The sequence below is a fragment of the Arthrobacter sp. B0316-1-20 genome (genome assembly GCF_059091865.1).
In genome coordinates, this window is the sequence record NZ_JBNHHC010000073.1 from 1 (window position 1) to 12,531 (window position 12,531).

The window sequence follows — 12,531 nt, forward strand, 5'->3', positions numbered from 1 at the left end:
GGTGCTGAACCTGGTGTCCCCGTCCAGCTCGTCCAGGGCCGCGGCCACGGTCAGCAGCTTGAGGTTGGAAGCGGGAATCCGCTCCGCCGCGCCGTCCTGGTCGAACAAGACCTGGCCGGTCAGCGCGTCCACCACGACCGCGGTGAAATTTCCCGGGGCAGAAGCCGCAAGTTCCGGCTGCAGCAGCCCGGAGAGCACGGCCGGATCCGGAACCGGCGCATCGGTCCCCAACCCCTCCACGGCCGTAAAATCCGGGATGCCGCCCGGTGGCTGCTGGGCAGCCGGTACGGATACCCTCGCCTCCGGCGCAGGCGGCTGCAGGACGTCGACGACGGCGGGGGCCACGTTGATCCCCACCGGTACCGCCAGCGCGACCAGGGCAACGGCCAGGATGCCGGACGTAGCCAGGCGCGCCGAACGCTTCACCGGCGCCTCCCCCCTCAATGAATGCCGCTTCCGGCCGGTGGACATATATCTTTAAGCGTAGACCGGCGCCGTGCGGTGCTTGCGCACCGCCCCGCTGGGCCGGCACACGGCCGGCCCCAGCAGGCCGGGCGCGCTGACCGACTTTCCCTACCGTCCAAGGAGTCTGCCATGAAGCTCGACGTCACGATCGAAATCCCCAAGGGATCGCGGGTCAAGTACGAAATCGACCACGAAACCCACCGCCTGCGTCTGGACCGCGTGCTGTTCACCTCCATGCAGTACCCCACGCACTATGGCTACTTCGAGAACACCCTCGGCGAGGACGGCGACCCGCTGGACGCCATGGTCATGCTGCAGGACTTCGACCTGATGCCGGGTGTCCTCGTGGAATCCAGGCCGATCGGCGTCTTCAACATGGTGGACGACGGCGGCGGAGACGCCAAGGTCCTCTGCGTCCCGGCGGATCCGCGGTTCGACCACATCAAGGACATCTCCGATGTCTCGCCGTTCCTGCTGGACGAAATCAAGCACTTCTTCACCAAGTACAAGGACCTGGAGCCGGGCAAGTGGGTGGAAGCCGCCGACTGGGCCGGCCGCGCTGAAGCCGAGGCCGAGGTCGAGGCCTCCCTGAAGCGCTTCGAAGCGGAAGGCGAGCGCAGCGCCGCCGACGAGCCGCAGGGCCGCGACGTTGAGGTCCAGGCGGAGAATGCCGCCGAGGAGCCCCAGGGCCGCAGCGTCGGCGCCAGCGTCGAGAACCCCAGCGTGGAGTCCCAGGGCCGCTAGGCAGCTGCCCTCAGGCGATCACGACGGCGGTGGGCCGGGTGCGCAGCCCGGCTCACCGCCGTCGCGCCTTAAGTGCTGGCCCGGAAAACAACCTGAACCGGATGATTTTTGCTGGATACTGGTCCCATGTATGTGCTGACCATCAACCAGCGGGACTCCCGCGAGGTGGGGGATCTGGTACCGGAGCTGATCAGGAAGCTGCGGCACCTGCCCACGGTGGTTCCGTTCCAGCGGTCCGTCGGGGACGAGGCCCAGGGCGTCGTCGACGATCCCATGGTGGCAGTCGACGCCGCGCTGATCGCCGTCCGGCAGCGCCGCTGGCACGTCGGGCTGGGGGTCGGCGAACTGCTTGTACCGGTTCCGGCGAACATCCTGGAAGCCCAGGGCTACGGCCTGGTCTATGCGCGCCGGGCCGTGGAGCGCGCGCAGCGGACCGGCGAGCGTGTCCCGCTGGCCGTTGCCGGACCGGACTCCGGCATCGCGGCTGAGGCCGAGGCCGTCCTGCGGTTGCTGGGGCAGATCGTGGCCACCCGCACGGACGCGGAATGGAAGGTGCTGGACCTGCTGACGCCCGGCGCGCGCGGCCAGCAGAAGCTCGTCGCCGAGGAACTCGGCATCACCACGCAGGCGGTCAGCAAGGCGGTGGTCCGCTCCCACTGGGCCGAGGAATGGGCCTGCCGGCCCGCCGCGGCGCGGTTGCTGGGCCTGGTGTCCGGACCGAAGGAACTGCCTCCGGCCACCCTGGAATACCGCTGAGGCTCCTGCGGTACTAGACTCCGAACCGGGCAACAAAAGAAGCAACAATCACCCGGTCCACCGCGGCAAAGCGAGGATAAGGAGTTCGGCGATGATTCCCGAGATCAATTTCTGGGCCGTACTGGTCGCAACGCTGTCCACCATGGTGGTCGGATCGATCTGGTACACCCCCAAGGTCTTCGGCAACTACTGGATGCGGGTGGCGAAGGTGACCCCGGGCGCGGACGCCAGAAGCGCCGTCCGCCCGATCCTCATCACCCTGGTGGTGAGTTTTGTCAGTGCCTGGGTCCTGGCCGGGTCGGCCGCCATTGCGCAGGAATTCTACGGCGGGAGCTTCCTGGCGAACTGCCTGATCACGGCCGTAATCCTCTGGGCCGGCTTCACCGCAGCCCGGTTCATCACCCATGACGCATTCGAAGGCAGGCCGGCGGGGCTGACCGTACTCAACATCGTCCACGAACTTGTGACCTACCTGGTGATGGCGCTGGTCATCGGCCTGTTCGGCATCAGCTCAGCCTAACGCCGCGGACGTGTCCATTGCGCTAAACGCGCGGCCGCCGCTGGATACGGTGTTGTCCCGGTGGCCACGTCAATCACCAGATCGTATGCCGGATCTTCAGGGGCATCGATTTCGCTCCCATTAAGGCCGTAAAACACGACCGCGGCAAGCCAGCCCAAGCGTTTGTTTCCATCGACAAGGGGGTAGTTCCGCACGGTGGATTCCAACAGCACGGCGGCCTTCTCACTGATGTCCGGGTAGGCCTCGTTACCGTGAAGCGTGGTCCGCGGGCGCTGCGCCGCGGCTTCCAGCAGGCCGAGGTCCTGAACCTGTGGCACCCCGAGTTCCTCAGTGAGCACCAGCAGGTCCTCCAAGTCGAGGGAGACGGTCACTGGGCCAGCCGGTCAAGCAGCGGCCCATACCTCGCAATCGCCTCCTGCGCCACCGAGCGCAGCTGACGGTCCTTGGCCAGGCGTGCGGCACGGTCTTCGATCGCGCGGATCACGGCTTCGTTCTTGCTCATGCCTTCCGCGGCGGCCAGCGCTTCCAGCATGCGTTGTGCTCGTCGTCCAAGCGGAGTGTCATGCCCATGGCTCAATGATGCCGCGGTGGTATCACTGCCGGCAGGCCTAGACGAGCGTCATGAGCACCTTGGCCGCGCCGTCGTCGAACACGCTGGCGGTCACCGCGTGGGCGACGGCCTTGACCTCGTCTGGTGCCTGCCCCATGGCGTAGCCCTGGGCGGCCCAGTCCAGCATCTCGATGTCGTTCCGGCCGTCGCCGATGGCAACGGTGTTCGCCGGATCAATGTCGATCCGGCGCCGGAGGTTCTCCAACGCACTGGCCTTGGTAACTCCGTTGGCGGCAATGTCCAGCCAGGCGGTCCAGCCCACCGAGTAGGTCACACCATGCAGACCGATATGGTCGATCGCCTCGGCGAATTCCTCCGGGGTGCTTTCGGCACTGTAGACGACGACGCGGACGGCCTTGGCGTCGAGCAGGTGTTGAAAATCCACGCCTTCGGCCTCGATGCCGAAGCTGGCATCCTGGAACCGCTCAGTGGCCAGGAAGCGCCCCTGGTCATCCTCCAGCGCATACTTCGCCACTGGCAGCTTCTCCCGCAAGGCGCTGAGCGCGGCGCGGGGGCTGAAGGTCACGCGGTCGATCACCTCGTAGCCCTCCGGCCGTTCCGGGTCCAGGCGCAGCGTGACGCCGCCGTTGGAGCAGACGGCGTAGCCGCGGCTGATGCCGATCTTCTCGATAATCGGCAAGGTAGCGCCCAAGGAGCGCCCGGTGGCGATGATGACTTCATGGCCGGCATCGACAACAGCCGTGCTGGCGTCCTTCACCGCCTGCGTCATGTGCCCGTCATGGTCCACGAGCGTCCCGTCGACGTCGAGGGCGATGAGCAGCCGGCCGTTGCTTTCGGAGGTTTCGTTCTGCCGGTCATCGGCGCCGGCTATTGGTCTGTCAATCATGGTTGTCATTGTTCCAGTAGAGCACCGTCCATCAACAGCCGGTACGGCGATGTCTTGCCGCGGCGTAAACGGAACGTAAACTCTGCCGGCTGCCGGAACTACAGGACCGGCAGCACCTCGAGACCACCGAGGTACGGGCGCAGCGCTGCGGGAACAGTGACCGAACCGTCCGGGTTCTGGTGGTGCTCCAGGATCGCCACGATCCAGCGCGTCGTGGCCAGCGTACCGTTCAGGGTTGCCACCGCGCGGGTGCGGCCCTTGCCGCCGTCCTGGTCGGCGACCCGCTCCCGGATGTTCAGGCGGCGGGCCTGGTAGGTGGTGCAGTTGGAGGTGGACGTCAGCTCGCGGTAGCGGTTCTGCGTGGGGACCCAGGCTTCGCAGTCAAACTTGCGGGCCGCGGAGGTGCCCAGGTCGCCGGCGGCAGTGTCGATGACGCGGTACGGCAGCTCCACCTTGGCCAGCATCTCCTCTTCCCAGGCCAGCAGCCGCTGGTGCTCGGCATAGGAGTCCTCGATCGTGGTGTAGGAGAACATTTCCACCTTATTGAACTGGTGGACGCGGATGATGCCGCGGGTGTCCTTGCCGTGGGACCCGGCCTCCCGCCGGTAGCAGGAGGACCAGCCGGCGTAGCGGACCGGTCCGCCTGACAGGTCCAGGATCTCGTCCGCATGGTAGCCGGCCAGGGGCACCTCGGAGGTGCCGACGAGGTAAAGGTCGTCCTCCGCCAGCCGGTAGATCTCCGCGTCGTGGGCGACGTCGAATCCGGTGCCGGACATCGTTTCCGGGCGCACCAGGGTGGGGGTGATCATCGGGGTGAAGCCGGTCTGGATCGCCTGGTCCATGGCCATCTGCAGCAGCGCGATCTCCAGCCGGGCGCCGACTCCCTTGAGGAAGTAGAAGCGGGCTCCGGAGACCTTCGCGCCGCGCTCCATGTCGATGGCTCCCAGCAGTTCGCCGATCTCCAGGTGGTCCTTGGGCTCGAAGCCCTCGGCTGCGAAGTCCCGCGGCGTGCCGACCGTCTTGACCACGACGTAGTCTTCTTCGCCGCCGGCGGGCACACCGTTGGCGATGACGTTGGGGATCGAGCGGAGCAGGCCTTCCTGCTCCGCCTGCGCGGCGTCGGATTCGGCCTGTGCGGCCTTCACGTCCGTGGCCAGCTGCTTCACCTCGGCCAGCAACGCCTGCTTTTCCTCGCCCTTGGCCTGGGCGACCTTCTTGCCGAAGGCGTTCTGCTCGGCGCGCAGGTTCTCGAACCGCGTGATCGCCGCCCGGCGGGCACTGTCCGCGGCGATGATCGCGTCAATGACGGATTCTTCGGCCTGGCGTGCACGCTGCGAGGCACGGAAAAGCTCAGGGTTTTCACGGAGTTCGTTAACATCGATCACCCCACAAGACTACCGAATCGGCAGCTCCGTCCTGCCGCATACACCAACGGCTATTCTGATTGCATTATGCCGACTGAGTGGAGCGTCCTCATCCTCGTGGCTGCCGTGCTCATCATCGCGGCGGCGCTCTGGTGGGGCCTGCGCACCCTGCAACGCAGGCACGTCCGCCCGGCGGTCGCGGAGCCGGCACACACTGTCCACGTCGACCGGCACAAGGTCGCCTTCATCCTCAACCCCATCAAGAACAACGCGGAGCTTGCGGAACAGCTGATCCGCCAGGCCTGCGCCGAAGCAGGCTGGGAGCCTCCGCTGGTCCTGCAAACGACGCCGGACGATCCCGGCCACGCGGCCGTGCGCCAGGCCCTGTCGGCGGGGTGCGATCTGGTCGTGGCGGGCGGCGGCGACGGCACCATCCGGGTGGTGGCCGGTGAACTGGCGAATACGAATATCGCTATGGGCCTGGTCCCGCTGGGAACCGGCAATCTGCTGGCCCGGAACCTGGACCTGGACGTCAATGATCTGGCCGGCTGCATCAGGACCGCGCTCTTCGGCCACCAGCGCCGCATCGACACCGCCGCAATCACCATCGACAACTCGGTGAGCGGCATCCGGCGCCAGGACAGCTTCCTGGTGATTGCCGGCGTCGGAATGGACGCCGAAGTGGTAGCGGACACCCGGGAAACGCTGAAGCAGAATGTGGGCTGGATCGCTTACGGTGAAGCCGGAATCCGCCACATCCCGGGACGGCGCAAAAAGCTGACGATCACACTGGATGACGGGCCGCCGCAGACCCGCAAGGTGCGCAGCGTGCTGTTCGCCAACTGCGGCCTGCTCCCCGGCGGCATTGACTTCATTCCCGATGCGGTGCTCGACGACGGGACGCTGGACATCGTCGTCATGAGCCCGCGCAGCGCGCTTGGCTGGCTGTGGATGGCCGGCAAGGTGCTCGTCAAGCACCGGGGCGAAATCCCGATGATGGACTATTACCGCGCCCGGAAGATCCGGATCAGCACCCCGATTCCCACCGAGACACAGCTGGACGGGGACCCCTCCGGTGCCGCCACCTCCATCACGGTGCAGGTGCAGCCGGCCGCGCTGCTCATCCGCGTCAAGGACGACGGCGGCGGCACCTTCGCCTGAGGCCCCGCTAGATTTCCGAGCCGCCGTGATAATACGGATCGTCGCTGGAATCCGCATCCTCCTCGCCGGCGGCTCCCCTGAGCCTGGCGTCGATTTCGTTGCGGTCGCGCGCCAGTGACGCCTCGGCCTCCTCCATGTCCAGGTACTCGCCCTCGCCGGCGTCATCGGTTCCCACTTCGGTCCCACCCACGCTGACCGGGCTGCCTGCGTCATCGGGAAATTCCGGCCGGCTGTAGCCCGCCCGGCGCTCGTCGTCGGCGCTCACGTGGTAACGGTGCTCGGACTGCTGGCGGATCAGTTCCCGTTCCTCCCGGAAGCGCAGATCGTTGGCCTGGTCCCCGGCATCCCCCAGGTAACCTTCATCGTCCTCCGGCCGGTCGTCTTCATAGCGGTCCCGTTCGGTCTTCCCGGACATTGTGCCCTCCTCGGTGGGCCGGGGGCGCGTAAATCCGTGCCCTATCATCAGCGTACTTACCCGGCTTCGAGGGCGGTAGGGCGCACCGCGGGCGCACGGAATCAGGACCGGAGCAGTGCCCGGACCGCCTTTTCCGACGCGGCCAGCGGCGCAGCGTCGATCACCTCACCGGCGAGGTACCGGTCCACCAAACGGGGATCCACATAGGACTTCCGAGCGATCGCCGGCGTATTGCCCAGGTGCTCCGCCACATTCCGCATGGCGGCCGCGAGCGCCTTGCGGCGGGCGGTCGCGGTGGCGGCGAGACCGGTGCGGGCCAGTTCCATGGCGGCCAGGACCGTGGCCTGCCAAGTCCGGAAATCCTTCGCCGTGAACTCCCCGCTGCTGATATCCCGGAGGTAATCATTCAGGCGGGCGGCATCAATCGCGCACCAATCGCCCGTCTCATTCGGATAACCCAGGGCCGGAGCATCGGCTCCGGCGCCGGCTCCCTCGCCCGCTGCCAGCATGTCCTTCAGGGCAGCGGCCAGATCCTCGTCATCCAGCATGACCTCCCATTGCTGACCGCTCTTGCCGGGAAAGTCGAGCCGCACGGTGTTCCCGCTGACCTGCACATGCTCCCTGATCAACGTGGTTGCTCCGAAGGACCCGTTCGTCTCCGCGTACTCGACGCTGCCAATCCGCAGGGCGGCGCCATCCACCAGCCGCATGGCAGCGGCATATGCACGCTCCGGAATATTCTCTTCGGCCCGCAGGTCCCTGGTGATTGCACGCCGGATCGACGGCAGCTGTGCTCCGAGCTCCAGCGCCCGGTCGAACTTTTCCCGGTCCTTCAGCTCCCGCCATCGGGGGTGGTAAATGTACTGGCGGCGGCCGGCGTCGTCCAGTCCCGTCGCCTGGATGTGGCCGTTGGGATAGGGGCTGATCCACACGTCGGTCCATGCCGGCGGGATCACCAGATCCCGGATACGCTCCAGCGTGGCCGGATCCTTCACCGCAGATCCATCCGCGGCCGCATAGCTGAATCCCTTGCCCCGGCGGCGGCGGGTGATGCCGGGGCGGTGGCAATTGCTGCGGAGCAGGCGGGGCATCAGGACACCTCCTCCGGATGTCCGGTTCCGGCGGCTATCGGCCCTCTCCCTCAACCAGCCCTGATCCCGCGCCCGGGCCAAGGCCGGAGGTGGGCGGGATATCGGGGTCCGTCGGCAGCACCGGACCGGTCGGTTCCGTTGGTTCCGACGGCGGTGCAGGCGGCGCAGGAGTCGACGGCCGGGCCGGGCCGGGGAACGACGGCTCTGACGGTCCCGGTTCGGGGCCCGGCTCCGGATGCGGCGGTTCACTGGGGTCCGGGCGGGTGGGACGGCTCGGATCCGGGTGGGTGGGTTCACTCGGATCCGGGTGGGTGGGTTCACTCGGATCCGGGTGGGTGGGCTCGCCGGGCTCCGGGAACCTCGGTTCGGATGGATCGGGGATGGGCGGCTGCCCGGGCTCGGGGATCGGAGGCCGCGGCATGGGCGGTTCCATCGGCTCTCTGGGTTCGCCCGGCACCACGGGTTCGGCCGGTTCAGGCACGCGCGGCCCTCCCGGTTCGGGGAAGCCCGGGCCGGTAGGCTCCGGGAAGGAATCGGCCAGCGGATCGCCGCGCTTGCCCAGAGTCTGCCGAGAATCCTGGACAGGCCCGTCGCCGGCTTCCAGCGGGCTGCGGGAGCCTTCATCACGGTTCTGCTGAGTCATCGTCCGGCCTTTCCTAGACTGCACGCTCAAAACAAAAACTGCGTGCATAGTCAGCCTACTGACCAACCCGGCGCGGCACCATAGGACGGTGCAGGCGCCGCTTCGCCCAGGTTCCGGATCCGCTGTGACGTCAGATGCCCCGGAGCAGGGACTCCATCCAGGCGTTAGCCTCCTTGAACGCCTCGTCGCTGGTGTGCCTGGCCACGACGTACTCCCGCCGGTCCGCGCGCGGATAGGAACCGAGGAAGCGTAGCTGCGGACTGATCCGGTGCAGACCCCTGAGTGCGTCCGCCACGCGGGCGTCGCCCACGTGGCCGTCGACGTCAATGCTGAAGAAGTAATCCCCCAGGAACAGGCCGGTGGGACGGGATTCGATCCGGCTCAGGTTCACGCCGCGGGTGGCGAACTGCTCCAGGATCTCCATCAGCGCGCCGGGATGGTCCTCCGGCAGCGGCACCATGAGTGTTGTCTTGTCCGCACCGGTGACGGCGGGCAGCGGTCCTGGCCGGCCGGCCAGGATGAAGCGGGTGACCGCGTCCGCAACATCGCCGATGTCCTCGGCCAGGACCTGCAGCCCGTGCCGTTCCGCCACCAGCGGTGAACAAATGGCGGCGTCATATGCGCAGGCCGGGTCCAGCAGGCCGACGGCCGCAGCCGCCGTCGAGGAGCCCGGAATGTACTCAACGCCGGGCACGTTCGCGTCCGCCCACTGGCGGCACTGTGCCATGGCGTGTGCATGAGTGGAGATAATCCGCACCTCGGACAGCCGGAGACCGGGCCGGGACACGAGCACAAACTTGATGGGCACCAGGTACTCACCCGTGATCTGCAGCGGATCGCCGGTGGAGATCGCGTCCAGCGTGGCGCTGACGCCGCCCTCAACCGAATTCTCGATCGGCACCATCGCCGCGTCCGCCTCGCCGCGGCGCACCTTGTCCAGGGCGGAGTTAACGTTCGACGACGGCACCCGGACTGCCGTCTCCACGCCCGGGACCTGCAGCAAGGCCGACTCGGTGAACGTGCCCTCCGGGCCGAGGTACGTATAAACGGGGGACCGCTCCGGTGCCGGCGGGGCCGTGGAAGCGGATGCTGACGAAGAGCCGTCCAACGCCTTAGTGCCCCTCGATGTACGGGGTTTCGCCGGTCTCCGAGACGATCGGCTTGCTCGCCGCGCCCCAGGCGGCCATACCGCCTTCGACGTTGACCGCTTCATAGCCCTGGGCATTGAGCCATTCGACGGCACGCAGGGAACGGCCGCCGCGCAGGCAGGTCACCCGGTATTCGGTGTCCGGGTCCAGTTCACCCAGGCGTTCGGGCAGTTCGCCCAGCGGAATGTGGACGGCCCCCTCGATATGGCCGGCGTTCCATTCATAGTCTTCGCGGACATCCAGGACCTTGGCGTCTGCGCCCAGATCCTCGACCGAAACGTTGACGACGTCGCTCATGGCGGTCCTTCCTTGCTGTGCCAGGCCTGTCCTGGCGCCGTGGCCTAAAGCCTCTACCACCAGCCTATAGTGGGAAGCGCCACAGGCTCACCAACCGGACACGATGTGTGAGGTAACAAATGCCCGCAGCCCAGCCCACGATTCTCGCAACCTCCGGCGGCTCCAAGCGCGGATCCCGCACGCGCCTGGAATTCAACCATCTGGTCCATTACGCCGTCGAGCTGGCCGGCGTCCACAACCGCGCCCCGCGGATCACGCACCTGGGCACTGCCGGCGGGGACCAGCGGGCCTACAGCGCCGAACTGGACGAGGCCGCGCGGGTGGAGGGCTTCGACCTCAGCCACCTGAATCTGTTCACGATGCCGAACGTCGAGCACATCGAGGAGCACCTGCTGTCCCAGGATGTCGTCTGGGTCTCCGGCGGTTCCCTGGCCAACCTGCTGGCCGTCTGGCGGGTGCACCAGCTGGACCGGATCTTCCACCATGTCTGGCAGGCCGGCGTCGTCCTGGCGGGTGTCTCCGCCGGGTCCACCTGCTGGTTCCAGGGCGGGGCCACGGACTCCTTCGGCCCCGGACTGCGCCCGGTCACCAACGGCCTGGCCCTGCTGCCCTACGGCAACACGGTCCACTATGACTCCGAGCCGCAGCGGCGCCGCATGGTCCACCAGTTGGTGGCCGACGGCATCCTGGGCGAGACGCACTGCACCGACGACGGCGTCGGGCTGGTGTACCGGGGAACCGAACTTGTGGAGGCGGTGAGCGAGGAGCGCGGATCGGCACACCACCACCCGGCCGCGTACCTGGTCCGGGCCGCCGCGGGGGACGGGCCCGACGCCGTGGCTGTGGAGGAACGGATCGACGCACGCTACCTGGGAACGCGCTGAACTTGGCTGAACTCCATGAACTGACCGCTCTCCGGCAGCGGGACGCGATCGCCCGCGGCGAGCTGAGCGCCCGGGAACTGGCCGCCCATTACCTGGACCGGATCGAGGAGCTCAACCCCGCCCTGGGCGCGTTCATCGCGGTGACGGCGGAGGAAGCGATGGCCCAGGCCGCTGCAGCGGACGAGCGCCAGGCCCGCGCCCGCCTGCGCGGCGCGGAGCTGCCGCTGCTGCACGGGCTGCCCGTGGCCTACAAGGACCTCACCGATGTGGCAGGTGTCCCCACCACCCACGGAAGCGCCGCCGTCGACCGTCACCCTGCGGCCCAGGACAGCCCGATCGTGGAGGTGCTGCGCCGGGCCGGGACCATCAGCCTGGGCAAGACGCAGGTGCCCGAGTTCGGGCTGACCAGCTACAGCGAGAACCGGATCGCCCCGCCGGCGCGCAATCCGCTGGATCCGGTGCTCAGTCCCGGCGGCTCCTCCGGCGGCAGCGCTGCGGCGGTGGCGGCACACTTGCTCCCTTTCGCCCCCGGTTCCGACGGCGGCGGTTCCATCCGCATTCCCGCTGCGGCCACCGGGCTGGTGGGGCTCAAGCCCGGGCGCGGCACGGTTCCCGCGGGTTCCGGCACCGATGCCGGCCGACTGGTGGTGGCCGGTCCGCTTGCGCGCACCGCGGCCGATGCGGCGCTGCTGCTGGAGGCGATGGCTGACGGGACCGTGTCCGACGACGGCGGGCGGCCGGGGTCGTACCTTGCGGCTGCGCAGCATGCGGAAGGACCGGAGGGCTTCCGCCGGCTGCGGATCGGGGTGAGCACCAACTCCCCCTTCACCGCCACCTACGCCATTGCGCTGGAACCTGCGGCCCGGGCGGCGCTCGACGCCGGCATCCGCGCACTGACAGGGCTGGGCCATGACGTCGTTGAAGCGGACCTGCGCTACGACAACCGCTACCCGGCGGCCTTCGGTACGGTCTGGACCTCCGGACTGGCCGAAGCGCGCATTCCGCCGGACCGAGAGGCGCGGCTCATGCCGCTGACTCGCACCTTCCGGAACCGTGCGATCGCCCGGCCGGCCTCGGTGCTGCAGGAGGCACTGGACGTGCTGCGGAAATTCGAGGCGGATACCATCGCCCAGTATTCCGCCTACGACCTGGTGCTCACGCCGGCGATGGCAATGACCCCGCGTCCGGTCGGCTGGTATACCTCAGTGGAGCCGGATATCGACTACATGCGGCAGTGCCAGTACTCGCCGTTCAGTTCGCTGGTCAACGTCTGCGGACTGCCGGCCATCGCCATCACGACGTACTGGACCGGAGCGGGCCTTCCGATGGGGATCCAGCTGATCGGACTGCCGGGAGCCGAAGCCCGGCTGCTGGCCGTGGCCGCCCAGCTGGAGGATGGGTTATTGCATACTGAGACCCAGGACACATGAATTAACACGCTGTTTACACTGCGTCCCTTACGCCGCCCAACCGTCGGCGATTAGGCTGGATTATCCGGATAATCCCAACGCCCCGACGAAGAAGTGGTGGGAGAACCATGACTCTTTCAGCTCCTCAGCCCGCCCCGCGCATCCGCGCCGCCGCCC

The 12,531-nt window shown here is 67.8% G+C and carries 16 protein-coding genes; 6 read left to right on the plus strand and 10 right to left on the minus strand.

All coding sequences use genetic code 11. The annotated features are described in order from the left end of the window. Window positions 1-426, minus strand: a 426-nt coding sequence (locus AC5RW2_RS37845; RefSeq protein ID WP_494075149.1) for a D-alanyl-D-alanine carboxypeptidase, incomplete at its 3' end; no start/stop codon positions are given. 168 nt (window positions 427-594) lie between these two features. On the opposite strand from AC5RW2_RS37845, the gene AC5RW2_RS37850 reads away from it, so the two are divergent. From AC5RW2_RS37850 to AC5RW2_RS37860, 3 genes are all read left to right on the plus strand, one after another. Next, window positions 595-1,209, plus strand: coding sequence for an inorganic diphosphatase (locus AC5RW2_RS37850; RefSeq protein ID WP_494031380.1), 615 nt, complete (start codon window positions 595-597; stop codon window positions 1,207-1,209). A gap of 126 nt (window positions 1,210-1,335) precedes the next feature. Next, window positions 1,336-1,965, plus strand: a complete 630-nt coding sequence (locus tag AC5RW2_RS37855; RefSeq protein WP_494031381.1) for a hypothetical protein — start codon at window positions 1,336-1,338, stop codon at window positions 1,963-1,965. Window positions 1,966-2,056: 91 nt separating this feature from the next. Then, entirely contained in the window at window positions 2,057-2,485 is a 429-nt protein-coding gene (locus AC5RW2_RS37860; RefSeq protein ID WP_494031382.1) for a DUF1761 domain-containing protein, read from the plus strand. On the opposite strand, the gene AC5RW2_RS37865 is transcribed toward AC5RW2_RS37860, so the two are convergent. From AC5RW2_RS37865 to serS, 4 genes are all read right to left on the minus strand, one after another. Further along, window positions 2,482-2,856, minus strand: coding sequence for a type II toxin-antitoxin system death-on-curing family toxin (locus tag AC5RW2_RS37865; protein ID WP_494036937.1), 375 nt, complete (start codon window positions 2,854-2,856; stop codon window positions 2,482-2,484). The genes AC5RW2_RS37860 and AC5RW2_RS37865 overlap by 4 nt on opposite strands. Then, on the minus strand, window positions 2,853-3,017 hold the full coding sequence (locus tag AC5RW2_RS37870; protein ID WP_494036938.1) for a CopG family transcriptional regulator: 165 nt from the start codon (window positions 3,015-3,017) through the stop codon (window positions 2,853-2,855). The genes AC5RW2_RS37865 and AC5RW2_RS37870 overlap by 4 nt, the downstream gene beginning before the upstream one ends. A 76-nt stretch (window positions 3,018-3,093) precedes the next feature. Beyond that, entirely contained in the window at window positions 3,094-3,951 is an 858-nt protein-coding gene (locus AC5RW2_RS37875) for an HAD family hydrolase (RefSeq protein WP_494031385.1), read from the minus strand. 89 nt (window positions 3,952-4,040) lie between these two features. Further along, window positions 4,041-5,327: a serine--tRNA ligase gene (gene serS / locus AC5RW2_RS37880; protein ID WP_494031386.1), complete on the minus strand. Its 1,287-nt coding sequence runs from the start codon at window positions 5,325-5,327 to the stop codon at window positions 4,041-4,043. Between the two features lie 66 nt (window positions 5,328-5,393). On the opposite strand from serS, the gene AC5RW2_RS37885 reads away from it, so the two are divergent. After that, window positions 5,394-6,467: a diacylglycerol/lipid kinase family protein gene (locus AC5RW2_RS37885; RefSeq protein WP_494031387.1), complete on the plus strand. Its 1,074-nt coding sequence runs from the start codon at window positions 5,394-5,396 to the stop codon at window positions 6,465-6,467. A gap of 7 nt (window positions 6,468-6,474) precedes the next feature. Here AC5RW2_RS37885 and AC5RW2_RS37890 read toward each other — a convergent pair whose 3' ends face one another. The 5 genes from AC5RW2_RS37890 to AC5RW2_RS37910 all read right to left on the minus strand — a co-directional run bounded on the left by AC5RW2_RS37890 (window position 6,475) and on the right by AC5RW2_RS37910 (window position 10,061). After that, window positions 6,475-6,882: a hypothetical protein gene (locus tag AC5RW2_RS37890; protein WP_494031388.1), complete on the minus strand. Its 408-nt coding sequence runs from the start codon at window positions 6,880-6,882 to the stop codon at window positions 6,475-6,477. Window positions 6,883-6,983: 101 nt separating this feature from the next. Then, window positions 6,984-7,973, minus strand: a complete 990-nt coding sequence (locus AC5RW2_RS37895; protein ID WP_494031389.1) for a DNA topoisomerase IB — start codon at window positions 7,971-7,973, stop codon at window positions 6,984-6,986. A gap of 34 nt (window positions 7,974-8,007) precedes the next feature. Then, a complete protein-coding gene (locus tag AC5RW2_RS37900; RefSeq protein ID WP_494031390.1) occupies window positions 8,008-8,616 on the minus strand; it encodes a hypothetical protein in 609 nt (202 codons plus the stop codon). A 130-nt stretch (window positions 8,617-8,746) separates the two neighbouring features. Continuing rightward, complete coding sequence (pheA, locus tag AC5RW2_RS37905) at window positions 8,747-9,724, minus strand: prephenate dehydratase (protein ID WP_494031391.1); 978 nt, start codon at window positions 9,722-9,724, stop codon at window positions 8,747-8,749. A 4-nt stretch (window positions 9,725-9,728) separates the two neighbouring features. After that, window positions 9,729-10,061, minus strand: a complete 333-nt coding sequence (locus AC5RW2_RS37910; RefSeq protein ID WP_494031392.1) for a rhodanese-like domain-containing protein — start codon at window positions 10,059-10,061, stop codon at window positions 9,729-9,731. 119 nt (window positions 10,062-10,180) lie between these two features. On the opposite strand from AC5RW2_RS37910, the gene AC5RW2_RS37915 reads away from it, so the two are divergent. Further along, window positions 10,181-10,945: a Type 1 glutamine amidotransferase-like domain-containing protein gene (locus AC5RW2_RS37915; protein ID WP_494031393.1), complete on the plus strand. Its 765-nt coding sequence runs from the start codon at window positions 10,181-10,183 to the stop codon at window positions 10,943-10,945. A gap of 2 nt (window positions 10,946-10,947) precedes the next feature. After that, complete coding sequence (locus AC5RW2_RS37920) at window positions 10,948-12,375, plus strand: amidase (RefSeq protein WP_494031394.1); 1,428 nt, start codon at window positions 10,948-10,950, stop codon at window positions 12,373-12,375. Window positions 12,376-12,531: the final 156 nt, after the last annotated feature.

Coding starts and splice junctions, on each gene's coding strand:
- AC5RW2_RS37850 (WP_494031380.1), top strand. CDS start 595: ATGAAGCTCGACGTCACGATCGAAATCCCCAAGGGATCGCGGGTCAAG.
- AC5RW2_RS37855 (WP_494031381.1), top strand. CDS start 1,336: ATGTATGTGCTGACCATCAACCAGCGGGACTCCCGCGAGGTGGGGGAT.
- AC5RW2_RS37860 (WP_494031382.1), top strand. CDS start 2,057: ATGATTCCCGAGATCAATTTCTGGGCCGTACTGGTCGCAACGCTGTCC.
- AC5RW2_RS37870 (WP_494036938.1), bottom strand. CDS start 3,017: ATGCTGGAAGCGCTGGCCGCCGCGGAAGGCATGAGCAAGAACGAAGCC.
- AC5RW2_RS37875 (WP_494031385.1), bottom strand. CDS start 3,951: ATGACAACCATGATTGACAGACCAATAGCCGGCGCCGATGACCGGCAG.
- AC5RW2_RS37885 (WP_494031387.1), top strand. CDS start 5,394: ATGCCGACTGAGTGGAGCGTCCTCATCCTCGTGGCTGCCGTGCTCATC.
- AC5RW2_RS37890 (WP_494031388.1), bottom strand. CDS start 6,882: ATGTCCGGGAAGACCGAACGGGACCGCTATGAAGACGACCGGCCGGAG.
- AC5RW2_RS37895 (WP_494031389.1), bottom strand. CDS start 7,973: ATGCCCCGCCTGCTCCGCAGCAATTGCCACCGCCCCGGCATCACCCGC.
- AC5RW2_RS37900 (WP_494031390.1), bottom strand. CDS start 8,616: ATGACTCAGCAGAACCGTGATGAAGGCTCCCGCAGCCCGCTGGAAGCC.
- AC5RW2_RS37910 (WP_494031392.1), bottom strand. CDS start 10,061: ATGAGCGACGTCGTCAACGTTTCGGTCGAGGATCTGGGCGCAGACGCC.
- AC5RW2_RS37915 (WP_494031393.1), top strand. CDS start 10,181: ATGCCCGCAGCCCAGCCCACGATTCTCGCAACCTCCGGCGGCTCCAAG.